The sequence below is a fragment of the Enterococcus canintestini genome, from assembly GCF_001885735.1.
In the GTDB taxonomy this organism is placed as follows: Bacteria; Bacillota; Bacilli; order Lactobacillales; family Enterococcaceae; genus Enterococcus_C; species Enterococcus_C canintestini.
Window position 1 is genome coordinate 1 of the sequence record NZ_JXKG01000031.1, and the last position, 20,702, is coordinate 20,702.

The window sequence follows — 20,702 nt, forward strand, 5'->3', positions numbered from 1 at the left end:
ACAACACGATTTGACTTAGAGCCGATGTTCTTATCTCACTCTCTCAGTCCTATTTGACAAAGAGCCATTATCTATTGAATTTCTTCACCAACACTCATTGACGAAGAGCCAGTTCTATTGAGACAGAGTAGTTTTTTTAATAGTATTAAAAGGGGTACACAGAAACTGTTATGAATTGTTATTCAACAGTTTCTGTGGTGAATATGAAATCAATTAATTTCGCATATTCTTTTTTTACAGAGTCAGTTAGTTGATTGTTAGTTACAATGTAATCGCCATGATGTAAAGTATAAAAATCAAAGAAAGCACGTGTATTGAATTTATGCATATCTGAAACAATAAACCGTTTGGAAGAATTCAGTAAAACCATGTTCTGAAGCTCGCCCGCCTCAATATTATAGTTAGAGACGGAAAAGTTATTAATTCCATTAACGCCGATAAAAGCTTTGTCAAATTGTAATTTTGCTACTGTAGCATACGACAGCGGTCCGTTGAAAGATCCAGTGTCTGGATCATAACTCCCCCCAGTAATGATAACTTGGAAACGACGGTCAGTTTTTCGAATGCGATCAAAAACAGTATTGCTAGAAGTTACAACCTGAACATTTTGTGCTGTAATGAAATCTACCATTAATTCAATGGTGGTTCCTGGTCCAAGAAAAATAATATCATTATCTTGGACTTGTGTGGCAGCAGCTTTTGCAACAGCCAATTTTTCTTTTAAATGCAATTCCATGCGTTGGGAATAATCTAGTTGTCGATTTTGACCAAAAGTAAGACTAATGGCTCCACCATGAGTACGAATAATTAAGCCTCGTTCATCTAAAGTATCCAAGTCTCGACGAATCGTCATTTGTGAAACACGTAGCTCGTTTTCCAATTCAGTTACAGAGACTTCCCCGCGATCGTTGATTAAAGTAGTAATCAACTGTAAACGTTCTCTCTTTTTCATTATACCTCCTCAAACAATTAGTATTAATGATTAACTACTTACCTATTAAAAGTATTATACTAAATAAATCTAACTTTCTTTACAAGACTAACATATTTCTACCAAAAGATAAAGAGAATAAGTAATCAAAGAACAATAAAAACAGTATTTTGTTAATAAACAAACAATTAATTAACACAAATATCAAAAAAAGCACAAAAAGTGTTGACTTATTTGTTCGAAAACGCTATCATTTGATTGTGAAAAAAATAATATGAATGGAGAGAGCAAATGAATTTTTTACTGATTAGTCATGGTCCTATGGCAGAAGCCGCAGTAATAAGTGCAGAAATGATTATGGGAAAACAAGAAAATGTCCGGACCTTATCTGTTACGTATGATACAACATTAGAAAGTATGGAAAAGGCTATCTCAGAAGTCTATGAATATTTTGGTTCGCATGACTTGATGATTTTTTGCGATATTCTAGGAGGAACACCTTCTAATGCTAGCTTGCGTTTCAAAGCTAGAAAGCCTTCGGTTGAAGTTGTGACAGGTTTTAATTTACCAGTTTTGATTGAAGCTTTCATGGCCAAAAATTTACCTGCTCCAGAACTATTGGAAATCGTTAAGATTGCTTATAGCAAAGGACAAACAATCTTGGAAACACCCCCGGCAGTTGAAACAACAGAAACAATGGATCTGTAAGTAAAAAGGTTACGGATTATTGAATCATGAAATTTGAGATTAATCAAGGAGGAAACAATTATGGCAATCGAGTTAGTTAGAATTGACGACCGTCTGATCCATGGACAAGTTGCAACAACATGGACACGTAATTATGAAATTGAACAAATTTTAATTATTGATGACAAGACTCGCAATGATCCCATTGCCCAATCAGTAGCAAACTATGCGGTACCTGTTGGAGTTAAGGTGATGATATTTGGTGTAGATCAATTTGCCGGAGTTTTGAAGAAGACAGAGATTAAGAAACGAACGATGCTATTATTTACAAATCCAATTGATATTTTAAGGCTTGTCAATGAAGGGCTGCAAATCTCTGAAGTGAATGCTGGAGGTATGCGCTTTAACGAAACACGCAGGCGCTTATCTAAAGCTATCTCTGTCACAGATGCAGAAGATGAAGCTTTCAAAAAATTGATGGATAAAGGGATTCACATCAATGTTCAAATGGTACCAAAAGACCCACGAGTAGACTATGGGACTTTGGAAAAATAATCCAATCTGTTAAGAAAGGGGCGATCGAATGTTTTTTCAATCATTACTGATTGCATTATGGGCCGGTATTTGTGCCCTAGACCAGTTTGGGCCGCATTTAGGATTTCGAAAGCCATTGCTGGCTGGGGTAGTTGTAGGTTTTATCCTTGGTGCACCTGTGGAAGGCTTGATAATTGCCGGAACGTTAGAACTGATGTGGCTGGGAACTAACAATGTAGGAGCTTACCAGCCGCCAGATGTAATTTCTGGTGCTGTGGCCGGTGTAGCAATTGGAATCATGTCAGGTGGAGGCGAAGCTGCCGGTGTAGCAGTGGCAATCCCAGTAGCTTTATTAGTTCAACAACTGAGTATGGTTATCATGACCACGAATGTTACTTTGGTCCATAGTGCAGATAAATTAATTCAAGCTGGGGAATTTGGAAAAATTGATCTACTCCAATATCTTGGAGGCTGTTTCTTTTTCCTAAGTCGCGCAATTCCAGTATTTATGGCCGTTTTTTTAGGTGCACCTGCTATCGAGACAGTATTAGATGTAATTCCTGAGTTTGTTATGACAGGGTTAACTATTGCGTCTAAGATTATTCCTGCAGTTGGGTTGGCGATGCTATTGTCTATGATGATGAAAAAAAATATGTGGATTTTCTTAATATTGGGATTCACATTGGCAACTTTTTTACAATTACCAACTATTGCTATTGCCTTATTTGCTTTATGTGCAGCCGCTGTTTACGACATTATCATGAACCAAAGTTCTGATGATCAAGGAAAAAGTACTGATAGTGCAACAACAGTTACAGTAGCTGAAGATGATGGGGGGGGGTACGACCTTTAATGGAAAATAAAATTACAAAGAAAGATTTGAATAAAGTGTTCTGGCGTTCGCAATTGATTCAATTTTCTCATAATTATGAACGTATGCAGAGCTTAGGCACCTTGTTTGGGATGTCTCCTATTTTAAAGCGATTATATAAAAATCGTTCTAAAGAAGAACGAATTGCAGCGTATGCTCGTCATTTAGAATTTTTTAATAGCCATCCGGTGTTAATTCCGTTTATTTTAGGAGTAACAGCCGCTTTAGAAGAAAGCACAGAAGAAGATGAGAAAGAAACCGTAATTGCTGTAAAAACAAGTTTAATGGGACCGTTGGCCGGGCTTGGAGACAGTTTATTGAATTTTACTTGGTTTCCTATTGCTGGTAGTATTGGTGCTTCATTTGCTGTTGAGAAGAATTTTTTAGGTCCCATTCTAATGTTCTTAATGATTAACATACTTTATTTTCCATTGAAATACTATGGGGTTCATTTAGGGTATTCGAAAGGCCGGGATTTATTAATGTCTTCCAATGGCAAGAAAATTTTAGATCGAATAAGTACTTCTGCCAATGTTTTAGGTGTCATGGTAACGGGAGCTTTAATTGCATCTACTGTACAGATGAATCTGGGATTACAGTATGGTAAAGGGGACAGTGCTATTAAAGTTCAAGAAATGTTAGATAAAGTTATACCGAATCTCTTACCAATGCTGATGACTTTGTTGTGTTTGTATCTTTTTAAAAAATGGAATGGCAAACATGTAGTTGCTTTGATTTTTATAATTATTTTCGCGGCTATCGTTTTATCAGCTTTTGGAATATTAGTTTAAGTTGGTGGTTTTAAAATGAGGACAATTTTAGTTTTGATGGATACGCTACGTAAAGATGTATTGTCGGCGTATAATCCGCGTACCAAAGTAAAGACACCAAATATCGATGCTTTTGCTGCAGATTCGCTAGTATTTGACAATCATTATATTGGTTCAACTCCATGTATGCCTGCCAGACGAGACATTATGACTGGACGTTTAAATTTTTTAGAGCGGTCTTGGGGACCTATCGAGCCTTTTGATATTACATTTCCTAAATTGTTGCAAGAAAACGATATCTATTCGCATTTGACTACTGACCATACCCATTATTTTCGTTTGGGAGGGGAAGGATATATCAATCAATTCACAACTTGGGATTTTCATCGAGGACAAGAAGGTGATCCGTGGGTTTCAAAAATTCGTGATCCAGAATGGATGCCAGAGCAGTATTATGGCCGTTTGAGAAAACAATACCAGGCGAATAGAGAAAAATGGATTAATGATGAAGAAGCCTATCCAACACCACGTACTTTTCGCTCCGCCTGTGATTGGTTAGAGGAGAATAAAGGAGAAACGGACTTTTATTTGCAAGTAGAAGTCTTTGATCCCCATGAACCTTTTGATGTTCCAGATCAGTATATGAATATTTACAATTCAGCTTATGAAGGGCCCTTTTTTGAAACGCCTATCTATGGGAAAGTGGATGTACCTTGTGAGGCTGTTGAATATATTCAACAACGCTATGCAGCTTTAGTTACTATGACGGACAATCATTTTGGGAGATTGATTGCTAAGTTAAAGGAATTAGACATGTATGAAGATACTTTGATTATTTTGACTTCTGATCATGGCTATTTATTGGGTGAGCATGGTTTGTTTGGAAAAAATTATATGCACAATTACAATGAATTAGCAGCTATTCCTCTAATGGTTCGTGATCCAAAGGGAAAACGAAGGGGAGAGCACACGAACAACGTTTCCCAAAATATTGATATTATGCCAACAGTGTTGGAATATCATGGTATTGCAATCCCAGAAGATGTACGTGGACATTCTTGGGTGTCGATTATTAATGGCAGGAGCAATGGGAAAAACCACGCTATTTATGGTGCTCACGGCATTACTGTCAATATCACAGATGGTAACTATACGTATTTCCGTGCCCCAAAAGCAGACAATCAGCCGTTATTCGAGTATACCGGCATTCCAACAACTATCCGACATTATATTGGGGAGAGCGATCCAACATCTATCGAGATAGGACGTTTTTTAATGCGCACTCAGTACCCAGTATTTAAAGTGCCAATCAACCAACCTGCTATTTTAGATGGTTTGGGAGATATGTCTGCTTATACTAGAGATAGTTTGCTTTTTGATTTGAAAAGGGACCCACTACAGATGACTCCTCTACAAGAAAGAGAAAAAGAAGCCGAAATGATTGACCAGTTGATCCGTGTGATGACAGAAATGGATGCTCCGCAAGAACAATATCAGAGATTAGCGTTGAAGCGTTGATATGAAAATGAAAGGCAGAGTAGATTATGCTTTGCCTTTTTATACATAGAATATGTATCTAAAATAAAGGAGAACCCTTTAATGAAAAACATTACTGTATTAATAAAACCTGCCTCAGCGCTATGTAATCTTCGCTGTAGCTACTGCTTTTATGCCAATGTCAGTTCCTTGCGGGAAGTCCGCTCGTTTGGCAAAATGAAAGAAAAAGTGACGGAGAAAATGATCGAAAATATTTATGCAGACTTAGAAGACGGTGATCAATTGACATTAGCGTTTCAAGGTGGAGAGCCAACGATGGCAGGTCTCAATTATTTTCGAAAAGTGACCCAATTAGTGGATCAACAGCAAAAGCAGATACAGGTTCATTATGCGATTCAAACGAATGGGACCATGATTAACGAGAATTGGTGTGCTTTTTTGAAGAAACATGATTTTTTAGTTGGTCTCTCGATCGATGGCCTTCCACTTTACCATGATCTACATCGAGTTGATCCAAAAGGAAAGGGCTCTTTTCATCGGGTGCTACAAACAAAACAGCTATTTGATCAATATGAGATTGATTACAATGTGCTTTGTGTCTTGACGAACCCGTTGGCTAAAGAGGGCAAGAAAGTCTTTCACTTTCTAAAAGAACAACAAATCAAGTTTGTTCAATTTATCCCTTGTTTGGATGATTTAGATGCGAAGAAAAAAAGTAGCTATGCTCTCACACCAAAACGTTTTGCGGGATTCTATAGACAGTTGTTCCCTTTATGGCTAGAACAGTTAAAAAAGGGCAATTATATCAGTATCAAGCTTTTTGATGACTTAATTAATTTGTTAGTACGAAAAGAGATTACTGCATGTGGTATATTAGGAAACTGCCAAGTGCAATATGTCATTGAAGCAGATGGCAGTGTCTATCCTTGCGATTTCTACGTATTAGACGAGTATCGAATGGGTTACATCCAAGAAAACACTTTAAAAGAGCTTTTTGAAAAAGAGATTACTTTTGATTTTGTTTGTAAAAAGCCAAATTTACCTAAAAAATGTGGCAATTGTCCTTTTATCAAAGTTTGTGGCGGAGGATGTAAACGTATGAAAAATGCCGTTTATGTTGACTCTTCTGGACAGTATTGTGGATACCAGGACTTTCTAAGATACTTCATACCTCGGATACAAGAGATTTTACAACTAATCAGTAGTAAAATAGTGTAACTATTGGTCTGTTATATTTATATTAATATTTGTGTAATTCAAAGTATGGGTAGCGAGTGTAATCATCAAGCTAATCTTGGATCTGGTAAAGCTCACTCAGTTATGGAAATATCTTTTTATTCAATAATATTACAGTCTTCATAATGTCTAAAGTTACTGTTTCTGGATGGAATAAAAAGTGGCTAGGAAATCTTATAACAGTTATTAGAACAGATTTTTGATGAAAGGGTTCTAGGTAGCTTTTTTAGAAATTCTGGGATGATGACGGTACTTAATAAAAGAAGCTCGGATAAAATAAATTTTCAGGCAGTAGCAATTATAAAAATTGAGACTGAATTACTTTGGCAATTTAAAAAATTAAAAACGAGTAAAAGATAACCACTAATAATCAGTTGTTTCCATTCCAATCAAAGGGCTATCGGGAAGAAGGTGATGCATGCCAATTAATTTAAGAAGTTATTCCCCTTTTTGTTTTGTATTGGCTATGCGCAACGTTTTTCCAAGAGGGATGCCTTTGCTGTCAACTTCATGGTTATGCTTACCAAAATCAATAAAGAATATAAAAACAAGTCCCTTCGTGGATTTGTCAGATAAGGTTGGGTTCTAATTTTTGGAGGATATAGCATTGTGAGATATTCAGAAATGATGTTCTGTCTAGCTCAATCTATCTACTATTACAATAGAAGAAGACGTCAGTTTAAAAAGGGAAATTAAATTAGACTTCAAGACAAACTATGTGAATTGTCAATAGAAATTATTTCTAAAAATAACAAGAATGGAGGAATGCCAAATAACCGTTTAGAAACAAAAAATTTTAAACAGTCTGGAAAAAATATTCAGTAAAAAAAGCTTACTTAAGTTTCTGCTCATCAAATGGTTGATTAAATTTGAGAACAAAGAAGATAATACGCACGAGCTTTTTAGCAACGTGTGTGATAGCTACATTAAAATGTTTTCCTTCAGCTAATTTTTTATCTAGATAAGCGCCTATAGTAGGGGAGAAACGGGCAGCTAATCTAGCTGCTTGAATAAGCGCCCAACGAAGATGAGGAGACCCTCGCTTCACCATATGGCCTTCATTATCCAATTGTCCAGACCGGTGAATAGAAGGCTCTAATCCAGCGAATGCCAATAGTTGACTAGGAGATTGGAAATTTTGAATATCTCTAATTTCAGCCAATATAGTTTCACCAAGACGAAAGCCTATACTAGGAATAGATAGAATCGGCGAGTCCAACTGAGTCATTCATTTTTGAATTCTATTATCTGCTTTTTTGATTTGATTGGTTCGAAACTCGATGGCTTCAATCACTTGAAGAAGCTCAAAGGTTAGAGCCTCAGAGACACGACCGATAGATTGCTTAGCGGCTGTATGAATTTCGTGCGCTTTTTCAGCAGACATGTATGGAATTTTGACTAATGAGCTCTCACGAGCTCTAGAATTTTTTCCAGTTGTCGGGTACTTTTTGAAAAGTTCATAAATACACTGAGCATGTGTGCCAGTTTTCCCTACAATATCGGCTAATTCAGGGGAAATAATATCTAATATTTTGGTATATTGCACTTTTTCATAGGAACGTTGTTTAACTAAACGCTCTCTATGACGAGTATTAAATTTTAATTCTTGGATATGATCTTCCGCAACAAAATTATCTACGGGAGTATCTGTTCGTAACTTTTGCGCAATGGCTAGTGCATCCTTTTTGTCAGTCTTCGTTTTCCGTAAGGAAGTAGACTTGGCAAACTCTTTAATTAATAAAGGATTATAAGAAAATACTTTATAACCATTCGCACGCAAAAACCAAAGTAAATTGTAAGCGTAGTGCCCAGTATCCTCTAAAGCAATTTGAATATCAGTATCGAAAGATACTTGGCATAATTTTGAATGAAGACGATAGAAACCATCATAATTATTCCGAAATTTAAACTTTGTGAGGTCTTCTCCATTGTCATCTAAAAGAGCAACATCATGTTTCTTCTTCGATACATCGATACCAACCCCAATTGTCATAATAAACCTCCGTAATTGTATTTTGCGGTTGTGATAAGCTCCACTTGACTCTTTGCCGTGTATCCTTACTGGAGATTAAGCGTCGCTGGTATGGATAGAGTTACACGTTTTAATGTCATTGCCATGTCTGGAAAGGCAGTAGAAGTCTGTGGTGATGTAGACACAATGATTCTGGATAAAACTGGTACTATTACTTATGGTAATCGTCTGGCGGCTGATTTTTTCCCGGTAGATGGTGTAGATCTCAAAGAACTAATCCATTATGCGGCGTTGACCTGTTTGCATGATGAAACTCCTGAAGGGAAGTCCATCCTGGAGCTTGCTCATCGAATGGGTGATAATAGCACAGAGATAGTAGGTTCTAGTTTTATTGAATTTACTGCTCAGACAAGAATGAGTGGTATTGACCTTCCTGATGGAACAAAAATCCGTAAGGGTGCATCTGATGCAATTGAAAAATATGTTAAGGGACAGGGCGGAAAGATTCCAAAGAATCTATGGGAAGAGGTAGAAAAAATTTCCAGCTTGGGGGGACACCTCTTACAGTCTGCGAAAATAGCCGTATTTTGGGAGTTATTTATTTGAAGGATACTGTAAAAGAAGGTATGACAGAGCGTTTTGAACGTCTTCATGCAATTGGAATAAAGACAATTATGTGTACTGGTGATAACCCTTTGACTGCAGCTACCATTGCAAAAGAGGCTGGCGTAGCTGGGTTTATTGCAGAATGCAAGCCAGAAGATAAAATTGAAGTAATCAAAAAGGAGCAAGCTGAGGGAAAAGTTGTGGCTATGACAGGGGATGGTACAAATGATGCTCCGGCCCTTGCACAGGCTAATGTAGGTCTCGCCATGAATAGTGGAACAACTGCTGCTAAGGAAGCTGCCAATATGGTAGATCTTGATTCGGATCCGACTAAGATGATACTTGAGGTCGTGGAAATAGGTAAACAATTGCTAATTACACGTGGTAGCCTAACTACGTTCTCTATTGCAAATGATATTGCAAAATATTTTGCGATTATCCCAGCGATGTTCATGCGGGCGATTCCTGAGCTGAATGTGCTTAATATCATGAATCTTGCAACACCGAACACTGCAATACTGTCAGCCTTGATTTTTAATGCCGTCATCATTCCTTGCCTGATTCCATTGGCTATGAAGGGCGTTCAGTACCGACCCATGTCTTCGGAGAAAATGCTTCTTAGGAATATGATGATTTTCGGTGTTGGTGGGATCATCACACCGTTTATTGGTATTAAAATTATCGATATGATTCTTTATCCAATATTAGGCTTATTAGGTATGTAAAGGAGAAAGTGGCTATGAACAAACAAATACAAATAAAGAATTTACTGCATGGTGCACGTCAGGCATTTTCTGTCTCCCTTGTTTTTATGTTGATATGCGGATTATTTTTCCCTACTCTATTAACAGGACTTTCAACTTTGTTTTTCCCGCACCAAGCAGAAGGAAGTCTACTGAAAATTGAGGGGAAAACAATTGCGGCAGAAAATGTAGGACAAGAATTTTTGCAGGATTATTATATGTGGAGTCGCCCTTCTGCTTATCACTATAATGTGTATATAGAAAAGAAAGATGGAAACAAAACTTATAAAGATGGAACAAAATTTTCAGGCATTGCTTCTGGTTCCAATAACTATGCAGCATCTAATCCGGAGCTTACCAAACGAGTAGAAGCAGATATTGTGGACTTTCTAAAAAAGAATAGCAGTGTCAAGCGCGAAGATATCCCTACCGATCTGTTGACGGCTTCCGGTTCTGGACTTGATCCCCATATCTCTCCGAGATCAACGAGCATTCAAATTCCTCGTATAGTTGAGGCTTCTGGTCTGACCGAAGAGTTAATTTGCTAGATTATCAAGAACAATACAAGCGGGAAATTTCTAGGTGTATTTGGGGAAGAAACAGTAAATGTAGTCAAGGTTAATCTTGATATTGGCACTGCCATGGGGTTGATTAAAAGATAAAAAGCTTTGTCTATAGTAACTTGGAATGGAGATGAGTCATATGTTATTGCGTCCTTATAAGGAGGCATCTAGGTTGAAAATTCCTGTGGAAATAGCTGATGTAAAAGTGACTCCCGGTCAGGCACTGCTTACTCTCCTATGTGATGTCAATGAGTGGTTGGACATTATAGAAGCAAATCCATGTATATGCGGTTCGAATGATGGGAAAGCCATATATGTTCTCTATCGCGACGTAGCTTTTGTTATTTCAGAGTTTTGGGAGTTCTTTGCATTGATAATGGCAAAGATCAATCAGACTTGGGAAATATGTGCGTTTGGAACAACAGAAAATCAGGATTCGATTCGATTATCTGCTGAAAAAGTTGGGCCATTTGTTGAGCTTACTCAACAGACAATTTCAGGAAGTAGTTCAGATGCTCTTCGGACACTTTGTTTTCAACTTATTTGTGATGAAAAAGAAACTGCAGATAATCTTCTTGAATTTCTCAAGAAAGTTAACTGGTTAGTTGATGTTGCCGTAATGAGTTGGCGAAAGTCAAGTTTTTTAAAAAGCAAAAGCTGGCTCTGCTGCCCAAAAGCAAAACCCACTTTTGCTACGCAGGATTAAGGAATGATATGAATACAAGAGATTTGTTGGAGGCTTTGAGCTTCAGCCAGAAGATGGAGCTTTGGGAAAGTTTTTTGCAGGATGGAGTTGAACCAACAGAGTTTGAGTGGTTACAAAATTCTATTTATCAGGATTGCCTAAGCAATCGCATAGAATGGGAACTTTCTTTGCATGAAGCTATGGATCAGTTAGGATTTCATATTACTAATCAAAACCAGAATTTTGAAATCTATGATCGAACAGGGAAAAGATACTATTTTGGTGCTAATATGCAGCATCCAGCGGAATGGATATTTATAAAAATCCTGTTTCCCATAAACTATCAATAAGCAATAAATTCCTTTTAGTTATAATGTAACTAATAAGAAGGAAGCTAGTACGACGACAATTTAAAAATAATTCATTAATGAGGAATTGTTTAGATAAAATTGCGAAGGGACCTCCTATACATCATATTATCTTACTACTTTGTTTTCTTCGCAATATTTCCTGGATGCCTACTCTTGTAAGTTGGGAACTTGAGATGATATTAGGATATATAACGAAACACTAAATGAAGGTAAGTAAATCGTGAAGTAATCACAAGTAAACATTGCAAAAGTAGTGGTTCCGAAAGTCTCGAGTGCTTTGCTACATGTAATGACATAGTGCGACAAGGGTGGAAGGTATGCATTATTACGGATTCACTGCAATACTAGTTTTGGATGAAATGAGGTGTACTTAGGTAGCGTGATAGAAAGTGATTTTCTTCGACTTGTTCTTGTAACTGGAAAAACAGATTTAAAAAGCTACGAATAATATTGAGATATATGAAATCTTTCGGAGAAGTTTTTGGAAGCCTCTCCATATTTACGCACTTCTATTTTAATTAGTTTTAACATCCCCAGAACAAAGTGTTACTCTTATTATGGATGATAGAGACTATCTTTGCGGCATTGTAACGAAGGGCCCTTTATTGCAGACTTATATTAGAAAGATAGTTAATACTATTTCTTTGATTGTGTAGATTATAATCTTAGCAATAGGAGAAAGTATTCTTATGCCTATTTAATTTGTGTCTAAAAATGAAATATCAATAGGTTGTTAGCCACAGTGACTTAGAGGCGTGTGGAGGTAAGTGATTATTTGTTGAATATTCGACACATTGCTTAATATGAAAGATAAAAGTTTGTGATTATGCCATTGAAACACAGTTCCATTGTGAGATAAATTTATGTATAAGCTAATACTTTTACAAACTTTATATTCTGGGTGTATATGTTTCTTAGGAGGTGATTACATGAAAAATTCTAACCAAACTCCGGAGCAACTATTAAAGGTGATTCAGGAGGAAGAACGAAATAAGGCAATAGGACGCTAGAAAATTTTCTTCGGCTATGCTGCCGGGGTCGGAAAGACGTACGCTATGTTGGAAGCTGCTCATTCGGCGAAAAATAGAGGAATAGATGTCGTTGTGGGTTATATTGAACCACATACGCGTCCAAAAACGATGGCTCTGCTACAAGGATTGGAGCAGTTGCCTAATTTTCAGCTAGAATACAACGGTATCAAACTGCGTGAATTCGACATAGATGCGGCTCTTCAGAGAAAGCCCGGAATTTTTCTTGTAGATGAACTTGCTCATACCAATGTAATAGGTTGCCGTCACGAAAAGCGTTATCAGGATATTGAAGAATTATTAAATGCTGGCATTGATGTCTATACGACGATTAATGTGCAACATATTGAGAGTTTAAACGACACGGTGGCATCAATTACTGGTGTTTTGGTCCATGAACGTATACCGGATTTTGTTTTTGATCGTGCTGATCAGGTGGAACTAGTGGATATTGAACCGCAAGATTTGATTAATCGATTTCAAGAGGGAGATGTATATAAAGAAAAACAGGAAAGGCAGGCGCTGCAGAATTTTTTTCCATTAAGAACCTGACTGCATTGAGAGAAATTGCTATGCGTCGGTGTGCAGATAAGGTCAATAAACTGACAGGTATTTTCAATATAAATAATCAGGCAGATTATCATACGGATGAGCATATTCTTGTATGCCTCTCATCTTCCCCTTCAAATGCTAAGGTTATTCGTACAGCTGCCAGAATGGCAAATGCTTTTCAAGGTACGTTCACGGCACTATTTGTAGAAACCTCTGATTTTTCTAATATGAGTAAGAAAAACCAAAAACGCTTTCATGAAAATGTTCATCTTGCGGAGCAACTTGGGGCAACCATAGAGACTGTTCATGGAGAAGATATTCCTTTTCAGATAGCGAAATTTGCTCGGCTCTCAGGTGTTTCTCAAATTGTTATAGGGCGAAGTATAGCCATTAAAAAAAGATTGTTCAGCTCAAAAACATTGGCTGAAAAACTCATATCCTATGCTCCCAATATGGATGTGCATATTATTCCAGATATCATTTCAAGTGATTCTGTTTATCGAGCAATAAAAATAAATAGCAAGTTGAATATAAAATTTTCTTCTGCAGACATATTGAAAAGCATTTTGACTTTATTAACTGTCAGTCTGATTGGTTTTTTGTTTCAGAGTCTTGGCTTTGTAGAAGCTAATATTATTATCATTTATGTTTTTGGAGTGCTCCTTATCTCTGTGGTCACGAGGAATCGGATATACAGCTTAATTTCCTCGGTTCTCAGTGTACTGTTGTTCAATTTTTTGTTCACTGACCCTAAATTTACTCTTCAGGCCACTGGTCAGGGATATCCGGTTACATTTGTTATTATGTTTTTTGCCGCTTTTCTAACAAGTTCTTTAGCTGTGCAACTAAAGAGGAATACAATTCAAACGGCCAAGGCAGCGTATAGGATAAAGGCTTTATTTGATACAAACCAACTTTTACAGAAAGCTTCTGATAAGGATGAAATTGTGTCTATAGCAGCTCATCAGTTGAATAAACTTCTTAGCAAAGATATTGTCTTTTATTTTGTTGAGAACAATATGCTTGGGACACCAAAAGTTTTTGCTTTGCAGAAAAAGACAGTAAATTCTGAACTTTTATCGAAAAGTGAAAAAGCTGTGGCAACATGGGTACTCAAAAACAACAAGTATGCAGGATCGACGACAAAAACTTTCTCCAATGCAAAGGGGAGGTATTTGGCCGTTCGCGCAAATGACCGAGTGTACGGTGTCGTGGGCATTGTGATGGAAGAAGAGACCCTGGATGCCTTTGAAAACAGCATTCTTTTATCTATTCTTGGTGAATGTGCGCTCTCCTTGGAGAGTGAAAATAACGCTAGAGAAAAAGAAGCGGCCACAATTCTTGCCCAAAACGAGCAACTTAGAGCGAATATTCTTCGAACAATATCTCACGATTTACGAACGCCGTTGACTTCAATTTCTGTGAATGCAAGTAATCTTATCTCAAACAGTGAGTCCTTCGATTATGATACGAAAAAGCAGTTATACAAAGATATTTATGATGACTCTATGTGGCTCATCAATCTTGTATAAAACTTGCTTACCGTTACACGGATTGAGGAAGGACGAATGAACCTTCGTATGTCCGAGGACTTGGTTGATGATGCTACTGCAGAGGCCCTTCTCCATGTCAATCGAAAAAGCGTAGAGCACTATATTACTGTTGAGAGCAAACAAGAATATCTTCTAGCTAAAATGGATGCCAAGCTTATTGTACAAGTGATTATCAATATTCTAGACAATGCAATTAAATATACGCCAAAAGGTTCATATATCGTGATTCGGACAAAAAAGCAAGGAGATAAAGTTGTTATATCTATAGCAGATGATGGCGATGTCATCTCTGATGAAGCCAAGGCAAAGGTATTCGATAGGTTTTACAACGGAGCAAATAAATTTGCCGACAGCCGCAGAAGTCTTGGATTGGGTCTGTCGCTCTGTAAATCCATTGTTAACGCTCATGGTGGGGAAATCTTTGTTTCTGACAACAAACCACGCGGAACGGTGTTTACATTTACATTACCTAGAGGGGAGGTACAAATTCATGAATAATCCATTGATACTTGTTGTGGAAGATGATACATCTGTAAGAAATTTAATGACAACGACATTAAAGGCACATGATTATCGTTATCTTACTGTCTTTAATGGGGCATCGGCAATTCTGGAAGCTTCTTCTCATAATCCGGATATTCTACTGCTAGATTTAGGTTTGCCGGATATGGATGGAGTTGAAATTATTCAAAAAATCCGTACATGGTCGAATATGCCAATTATTGTTATAAGCGCACGTAGCGAAGACAGTGATAAAATTGATGAGCTTGATACTGGTGCAGATGACTATCTCACCAAACCGTTTTCTGTTGAGGAGTTACTTGCGAGGATTCGTGTAACCCAAAGACGGCTTCCAATTATGCAGAGAAGTTCATCTGAAGAAACTGCTGTTTTTACGAATGGGGCACTTCGAGTTGACTATGCTGCTGGCTGCGCATTTCTTAATGAAGAAGAGCTACACTTGACACCTATTGAATACAAATTGCTTTGCACGCTGTCCAAAAATGTTGGAAAGGTTCTGACACACACCTTTATAACGCAAGCCATTTGGGGGAGAAGTTGGGATAACGATCTTGCAAGCTTGCATGTCTTTATGGCAACTTTGCGAAAAAAGATAGAGAATAAACCAGATTCTCCGCAATATATTCAAACCCACATTGGTGTCGGCTATCGGATGATGAAGATAGAGTAACCCATCTCTATGCAAAAAAAGTATAAGGTCAGTCGGGAGAAAGTAAGCTATCAAACAATCAGCAAAAGAAGGGATGAGATTTTAGAAAAACTAAGAGGGAGATTGAAAAATAAAATTTAAAAATAGTTAGTAAGATAATGCTGTTCAAAAAGAAGATGAAAGTTATTTTTTCATCTTCTCACCATATAAAATTCATAGTTCTTTCGTGTCTTATTAAGTCCCTACATATAGTTTTTGTAGAAGAATACTCTTGTATAGGAGCTTTCTTTTTTTTGCAGCTTATCAAGTTTAGCTATACCCTTTGAATTTGAGAGTGTAATATAAATCGTGTAAGTAACCATCACTCCTAGGCAGGTGGTTGCTTCACGGTTTTTCTTTTTTTTAAATAAGAGCAAGAGGGAGTACACAGTGGCTAGAAAATCCCAATGTCGAAAAGTTAGTTAAATCCATTCTGAATGCCTATCAACCTGAATTTATCAATGGCATGTAAGATGCTTTAAAAGATGTACTTGAGCTTCTTTTTGAAAAGTAGGGTATGATGCCCATTCTAAAGAACCCAAGGAGCACAATAATCGCCGAAATGGTTATGAAATAAAACATTTCAAACCAGTTTTGGTGAAATAGCTATTGATAGATAAGTTTAATTCCTAGAAACGGTCAAAAGTTTTTTCATGAAAAACTTTTGTTTTAATAAGCCGAAAAATTTTCCGTTGTATCCGGTGTCATTTTTGATGGTAGATACTGGTGTAGAAATGACGATAACTCTGATTTTGGGCTATTGCTCCGACTTTTCTCCGATAAGAATTGTGGCAATGTGATTTACGCGTGTATGCGTTACTTTCATTCCTAGCTTCTTGATCGAGCGCTAAACTTTCTTTTTATTGATAGAGAAATCAAGAGTTCTAATTCATTAGCCATCCGTAATAGCCATAATTCTTATACTTTTCTCAAATTTAGAGCGCTTCTGATTCAATCTTCTGATCTGGTTTTTTACGGGCAAAGCGTTTTTGTAAGTAAATGAAGGTTGTCTTAAGAAACTTTAGGTTTTCTAGAGACTCAACCAACTAATTAAATGATTCTCGGAGGCTTGCGATGATTCGTGCGATTGATTCATTCATTTTTGTTGGGCTTCCTATTTTCGCAGCTTTCCCAATACCAATATTTTAACAAGGCATTTTTAATTGAAGAGATCGTACTTATTTAATATAACTCTATCTCACCCAGCTTAACTTAAAATGAATAGAATATTTTTTACTTTGATGCTTTCTTATTAAATTTTCTTCACCAAATTCTTGACAGGCATTGATCTAGCGCTTCACTTGTGATGGAACCTTAATGGAATACTTCTTTGACAGATAATAGTTTCTATCCTTGTTTGACCGCATTATTAAAGATCTTATTTTACAGATTGCAGTCTTGATTGCAGGAAACAAGAGTATACGAAATCAAAACTAAGACAAGCACAGGAGGATTACCTTAGTGAAAGTAAAGGGAAACTATTGAAGATGTCTTATAGTTCATCCTCTATAAATCTAATTTTTTATGGTTGCTTAAAAAGTTTATGTGCAGACATCTGTTGATTCTTTATATTAGACTAGTGTATGATTAATTATGGAATTTTTAATCAGCTGATTTTATTAGTAAAAGGTTACTTTCTAAAAAATAATCATAAAAATGTAATTGAAATACTAGACTGAAAGTTATAATTTTTTTAAAAATAATGCAAAATTTATAAATGGATTATGAGCAATAAACGACTATGAATTGAGTATTTTTATATCATGGTATGTTATAGACTTTTTACAGATATCAATTTACATAGCTTTTGTTGAACTGTATTAGAGTCTCACTACAATATGAATTTACTGTAATACTCTTTTTTCATTTTTTGAAGAGAGTGTTTAGAATTATTTTGAGGTGATGAATTGATTACTATTAGTGATGTTGTTAAATTGGATGAACTTTCAAGAGGAAACTGTGTAATGGCCGTAAATAGCCTTGAAGTTGAAGTAACAGGGATTAATATCATGGATACCCAGGACATGAAAAATTGGATAAAGCAAGGGGAACTAATAATTGTTGGAGGGGAATACATTAAAGTTTTTTTTACGGAAGATTATTTGTTACAAATTATTAAAAGAAAAATTAGTGGCATTATAACTAAAAAAAGATATAAAGAAATTATCGATGGAAATTTGATAAAACTATGTATTGCTCATGGTATATCTATTTTTTTTGTAGATAATTTTTTTAGTTGGAGCGATATTATGTCCCTTATCCAACGTTTAATAATAAGTAATCAAAGTAAGATGCTTCAAGATGTAGATATTTTTCATAAAAAGATGTTAATAACACTGTCAGATAAGAAAAGTTATAAAGATATGTGTGAGATTTTTTATGAATTAGTAGGTTACTCTGCAGCTGTAATTAATTCTCACTTTAATTTGATTGATCATAGTTTAGATTTTGAGTGGGAAAACTATCTTAGTAACATTGCTCAAATTGTTCCAGGTATATTTGAAAAAATCGGTACAAGTTATGAAGGAAAGCATATTACGGGGATAACTGATCAACGCGTAAACGATTACACTAAAAAAAGTAATTTTTTTTATATACCTATCATAGATTCTCGAAAGGATTCCCCATATTTAATAATAAGGCAAGAAAAGCAAACAAAACTATTAACGGAAGATGTTTTAGCAAAAATAGAATTTTTTTGTTTAATATATAGATTAAAAGCATCCTATCAATATGAATATAAATTAGCAAGTAATCATTATAGAAATTTAGTATTTGAGGATTTGTTGAGCATAAAAGAAAACAATGAAAATGAAAAAAATAGAATTAGTTACTCATTGGAAAGTAAAATCTTTGATAACTATAGATTGATTTTAATCAAGGATGTTTCAGAAAAAAGTAATTATACTTCCATTCAAAAAAATAGTATCTTTATAAAATTTAGAGAAGAGCTCTCACAATGTTCCTTTTTTAATGATAATTATTTGGTTTTTTTCAAAGGTGATTATTGGGTAATACTTGTTCCTTATATAAGTAGTAAAATCGAGCCGTTTATTTCTGAACTTTTTAAATTTCTCCAAGACAAATATCGCAGTGGTAAATTTTGTATGGGGGTAAGTGAAGTACATCCTTATTGGAAGCTACATTTAGCTTTTAAAGAAGCTGAACAGTCAGTATATGTACTAATTTCAAATCATTCTGATAAAAAATACTTTCTATATCAGAAATTAGGAATCTTAAAGTTGTTTTTAGATGATCAGGGGAAAATTAATCAACTATATGTTAATAAGATGCTAGAAACGTATGTTTATCCGCTTGTTAATTATGATCAAAATCATCATACTTCTTTGCTTTCAACACTAGAAGTATTTCTAGAGTCTGATTTTTCTCACAGTAAAACAAGTAAGAAACTTTTTATTCATAAAAATACTTTATATGCAAGAATAAAACGAATCGAACAAATTTTAGATGTAGATATTAATCATTCAGATAGTTTAATGAACATATATATAGCGTTGCAAATTTATCAACTATCCAACGAATAATATTTTGAATTGTACAAACATCCAAAGAAATCGCTTTCATTTTAGGTGTTTGTACAATTTTTTTTTTTATAGATTTAGATAGAATGAAGGTATCAAAGGAACAAGGAGATGTTAATTATGAGAAACAGATTCAAAGGGAAAGATTTTTTAGCTTTTAAAGATATGGATCGTGAAGAAATTGAATTCCTTACGGAGTTATCTTTAGATTTTAAACGTAAATGGACTGCCAGAGAACCACATGAATATTTAAAGGGACAAGTATGGGCAGGGTTATTTGAAAAAAATAGTACTCGTACACGTAACGCATTGGAGAGAGCTGCTGCTGATTTAGGTATTAAAATTGTTTATCTTCGTCCAGATGAAATGCAAATGACTCGTGGAGAGCCTTTAAAAGATACATGTCGTATTTTAGATCGCTACTTTGATGGTTTATTTATTAGAACGTTTGGTCATGAGATTGTTGAGGAATGCTCTAAGTGGATGCAGAATCCAGTTATTAATGGTCTAACAGCATTAGAACATCCCACACAAGGCATTGCAGATTTAATGACTATCAAAGAGAAAAAAGGTAAATTTGAAGGTTTGAAGATTTGCTATTCGGGTAATTTATACAATGTATGTTATACGACAATGATTATGTGTGCTTCTTTAGGAATGGATTTGTATATTGCATGCCCAGAAGGACTTGAACCAGATGCAGAAATTGTTGAAGAAACCAAACGCAGAGCTACATTAACTGGCGTAAAGGTAGTATTTACTCAGGATTTTGATGAAGCTCTAAAGGATGCAGATATTGTATATGGAATGTCTCAATATAGTATGGGCCAATCTGATGAAGAAATTAAATATTTGAAGAAAGCTTTTGCACCTTATCAAATTACAATGGATGCAATGAAAAAAGCTAAACCAGATGCAATTTTCATGCATTGTCTGCCAGCTCATAGAGGAGAAGAAGTAACAGATGAAGTTATGGAATGTAGTCAATCAGTTATTTTCGATGAAGGTGAAAATAGAATGCACTCTATTAAAGCAATTTTAGCAGCTTATGCAAATTAATTAAGAGAAATTAGGTGAAAGTATGGCAAAAATAGTTGTAGCGTTAGGTGGAAACGCTCTTGGGGATAGTGCGATTGAACAAAAAAGAGCAATACAGAAAGTAGTTCCTGGATTAGTTGATTTAGTTGAGAAGGGTCATCAGCTAATTGTGAGTCATGGGAATGGAACGCAAGTTGGAATGATTAATCTTGCATTTACAGAGTATTACGAGAACATAGAATCGAATGATGAATTACCATTTCCTGAATGTAATGCCATGAGTGAAGGGTATTGGATAGATGTCAATAAAGTA

At 35.7% G+C, this 20,702-nt stretch carries 16 protein-coding genes and 5 pseudogenes; 18 read left to right on the forward strand and 3 right to left on the reverse strand.

Annotated elements, in window-relative coordinates; genetic code table 11:
- Window positions 1–178: 178 nt before the first annotated feature.
- Window positions 179–952, reverse strand: coding sequence for a DeoR/GlpR family DNA-binding transcription regulator (locus RU96_RS11925; protein ID WP_071865713.1), 774 nt, complete (start codon window positions 950–952; stop codon window positions 179–181).
- A 270-nt stretch (window positions 953–1,222) separates the two neighbouring features.
- On the opposite strand from RU96_RS11925, the gene RU96_RS11930 reads away from it, so the two are divergent.
- From RU96_RS11930 to RU96_RS11955, 6 genes are all read left to right on the forward strand, one after another.
- Window positions 1,223–1,639: a PTS sugar transporter subunit IIA gene (locus RU96_RS11930; RefSeq protein WP_071865714.1), complete on the forward strand. Its 417-nt coding sequence runs from the start codon at window positions 1,223–1,225 to the stop codon at window positions 1,637–1,639.
- A 60-nt stretch (window positions 1,640–1,699) separates the two neighbouring features.
- Complete coding sequence (locus RU96_RS11935; RefSeq protein WP_071865715.1) at window positions 1,700–2,173, forward strand: PTS sugar transporter subunit IIB; 474 nt, start codon at window positions 1,700–1,702, stop codon at window positions 2,171–2,173.
- 28 nt (window positions 2,174–2,201) lie between these two features.
- Window positions 2,202–3,005, forward strand: a complete 804-nt coding sequence (locus RU96_RS11940; RefSeq protein ID WP_071865716.1) for a PTS mannose/fructose/sorbose/N-acetylgalactosamine transporter subunit IIC — start codon at window positions 2,202–2,204, stop codon at window positions 3,003–3,005.
- On the forward strand, window positions 3,005–3,814 hold the full coding sequence (locus RU96_RS11945) for a PTS system mannose/fructose/sorbose family transporter subunit IID (protein WP_071865717.1): 810 nt from the start codon (window positions 3,005–3,007) through the stop codon (window positions 3,812–3,814). Before RU96_RS11940 ends, RU96_RS11945 begins: the two co-directional genes overlap by 1 nt.
- A 15-nt stretch (window positions 3,815–3,829) precedes the next feature.
- On the forward strand, window positions 3,830–5,311 hold the full coding sequence (locus tag RU96_RS11950) for a sulfatase (protein ID WP_071865718.1): 1,482 nt from the start codon (window positions 3,830–3,832) through the stop codon (window positions 5,309–5,311).
- Between the two features lie 81 nt (window positions 5,312–5,392).
- Window positions 5,393–6,508, forward strand: a complete 1,116-nt coding sequence (locus RU96_RS11955; protein WP_071865719.1) for a radical SAM/SPASM domain-containing protein — start codon at window positions 5,393–5,395, stop codon at window positions 6,506–6,508.
- Between the two features lie 850 nt (window positions 6,509–7,358).
- Here RU96_RS11955 and RU96_RS11960 read toward each other — a convergent pair.
- Window positions 7,359–8,519 (reverse strand): annotated as a pseudogene (locus tag RU96_RS11960) (IS110 family RNA-guided transposase).
- A 75-nt stretch (window positions 8,520–8,594) separates the two neighbouring features.
- Between RU96_RS11960 and kdpB the strand changes: the two are divergent.
- The 9 genes and pseudogenes from kdpB to RU96_RS13490 all read left to right on the forward strand — a co-directional run.
- Window positions 8,595–9,829: pseudogene (kdpB, locus tag RU96_RS13485) on the forward strand (potassium-transporting ATPase subunit KdpB); the annotation flags it as partial.
- Between the two features lie 14 nt (window positions 9,830–9,843).
- A pseudogene (locus RU96_RS11970) lies at window positions 9,844–10,509 on the forward strand (potassium-transporting ATPase subunit C).
- A 73-nt stretch (window positions 10,510–10,582) separates the two neighbouring features.
- A complete protein-coding gene (locus RU96_RS11975) occupies window positions 10,583–11,116 on the forward strand; it encodes a hypothetical protein (RefSeq protein ID WP_071865720.1) in 534 nt (177 codons plus the stop codon).
- A gap of 8 nt (window positions 11,117–11,124) precedes the next feature.
- Window positions 11,125–11,445 (forward strand): hypothetical protein, encoded by a 321-nt coding sequence (locus RU96_RS11980; protein WP_071865721.1) that lies wholly within the window; start codon window positions 11,125–11,127, stop codon window positions 11,443–11,445.
- A gap of 1,076 nt (window positions 11,446–12,521) precedes the next feature.
- Window positions 12,522–13,046 carry a histidine kinase gene (locus RU96_RS13325; protein ID WP_249024200.1) on the forward strand — a complete coding sequence of 175 codons (525 nt, stop codon included), beginning with the start codon at window positions 12,522–12,524 and terminating at the stop codon, window positions 13,044–13,046.
- A gap of 20 nt (window positions 13,047–13,066) precedes the next feature.
- Complete coding sequence (locus RU96_RS13330; RefSeq protein WP_249024201.1) at window positions 13,067–14,578, forward strand: DUF4118 domain-containing protein; 1,512 nt, start codon at window positions 13,067–13,069, stop codon at window positions 14,576–14,578.
- Between the two features lie 36 nt (window positions 14,579–14,614).
- Window positions 14,615–15,097 (forward strand): sensor histidine kinase, encoded by a 483-nt coding sequence (locus RU96_RS13335; protein WP_249024202.1) that lies wholly within the window; start codon window positions 14,615–14,617, stop codon window positions 15,095–15,097.
- A complete protein-coding gene (locus RU96_RS11990) occupies window positions 15,090–15,791 on the forward strand; it encodes a response regulator (RefSeq protein WP_071865722.1) in 702 nt (233 codons plus the stop codon). Before RU96_RS13335 ends, RU96_RS11990 begins: the two co-directional genes overlap by 8 nt.
- Before the next feature lie 385 nt (window positions 15,792–16,176).
- Window positions 16,177–16,420: pseudogene (locus RU96_RS13490) on the forward strand (hypothetical protein); the annotation flags it as partial.
- A gap of 76 nt (window positions 16,421–16,496) precedes the next feature.
- Here RU96_RS13490 and RU96_RS13340 read toward each other — a convergent pair.
- Window positions 16,497–17,149: pseudogene (locus RU96_RS13340) on the reverse strand (hypothetical protein); the annotation flags it as partial.
- 567 nt (window positions 17,150–17,716) lie between these two features.
- Between RU96_RS13340 and RU96_RS12000 the strand changes: the two are divergent.
- From RU96_RS12000 to RU96_RS12010, 3 genes are all read left to right on the forward strand, one after another.
- The gene (locus tag RU96_RS12000) at window positions 17,717–19,354 is read left to right on the forward strand and encodes a helix-turn-helix domain-containing protein (RefSeq protein ID WP_071865723.1); all 1,638 of its coding nucleotides are present in this window, start codon (window positions 17,717–17,719) and stop codon (window positions 19,352–19,354) included.
- A gap of 117 nt (window positions 19,355–19,471) precedes the next feature.
- Entirely contained in the window at window positions 19,472–20,410 is a 939-nt protein-coding gene (gene argF / locus RU96_RS12005; RefSeq protein WP_071865724.1) for an ornithine carbamoyltransferase, read from the forward strand.
- A gap of 22 nt (window positions 20,411–20,432) precedes the next feature.
- On the forward strand, window positions 20,433–20,702 hold a 270-nt coding region (locus RU96_RS12010; RefSeq protein ID WP_487246362.1), incomplete at its 3' end, for an amino acid kinase family protein.

Excerpts from the sequence above, each read along its gene's own strand:
- RU96_RS11925 (WP_071865713.1), bottom strand. The coding sequence starts at position 952 with ATGAAAAAGAGAGAACGTTTACAGTTGATTACTACTTTAATCAACGAT.
- RU96_RS11930 (WP_071865714.1), top strand. The coding sequence starts at position 1,223 with ATGAATTTTTTACTGATTAGTCATGGTCCTATGGCAGAAGCCGCAGTA.
- RU96_RS11935 (WP_071865715.1), top strand. The coding sequence starts at position 1,700 with ATGGCAATCGAGTTAGTTAGAATTGACGACCGTCTGATCCATGGACAA.
- RU96_RS11940 (WP_071865716.1), top strand. The coding sequence starts at position 2,202 with ATGTTTTTTCAATCATTACTGATTGCATTATGGGCCGGTATTTGTGCC.
- RU96_RS11945 (WP_071865717.1), top strand. The coding sequence starts at position 3,005 with ATGGAAAATAAAATTACAAAGAAAGATTTGAATAAAGTGTTCTGGCGT.
- RU96_RS11950 (WP_071865718.1), top strand. The coding sequence starts at position 3,830 with ATGAGGACAATTTTAGTTTTGATGGATACGCTACGTAAAGATGTATTG.
- RU96_RS11955 (WP_071865719.1), top strand. The coding sequence starts at position 5,393 with ATGAAAAACATTACTGTATTAATAAAACCTGCCTCAGCGCTATGTAAT.
- RU96_RS11980 (WP_071865721.1), top strand. The coding sequence starts at position 11,125 with ATGAATACAAGAGATTTGTTGGAGGCTTTGAGCTTCAGCCAGAAGATG.
- RU96_RS13325 (WP_249024200.1), top strand. The coding sequence starts at position 12,522 with ATGTTGGAAGCTGCTCATTCGGCGAAAAATAGAGGAATAGATGTCGTT.
- RU96_RS13330 (WP_249024201.1), top strand. The coding sequence starts at position 13,067 with ATGCGTCGGTGTGCAGATAAGGTCAATAAACTGACAGGTATTTTCAAT.
- RU96_RS13335 (WP_249024202.1), top strand. The coding sequence starts at position 14,615 with ATGAACCTTCGTATGTCCGAGGACTTGGTTGATGATGCTACTGCAGAG.
- RU96_RS11990 (WP_071865722.1), top strand. The coding sequence starts at position 15,090 with ATGAATAATCCATTGATACTTGTTGTGGAAGATGATACATCTGTAAGA.
- argF (WP_071865724.1), top strand. The coding sequence starts at position 19,472 with ATGAGAAACAGATTCAAAGGGAAAGATTTTTTAGCTTTTAAAGATATG.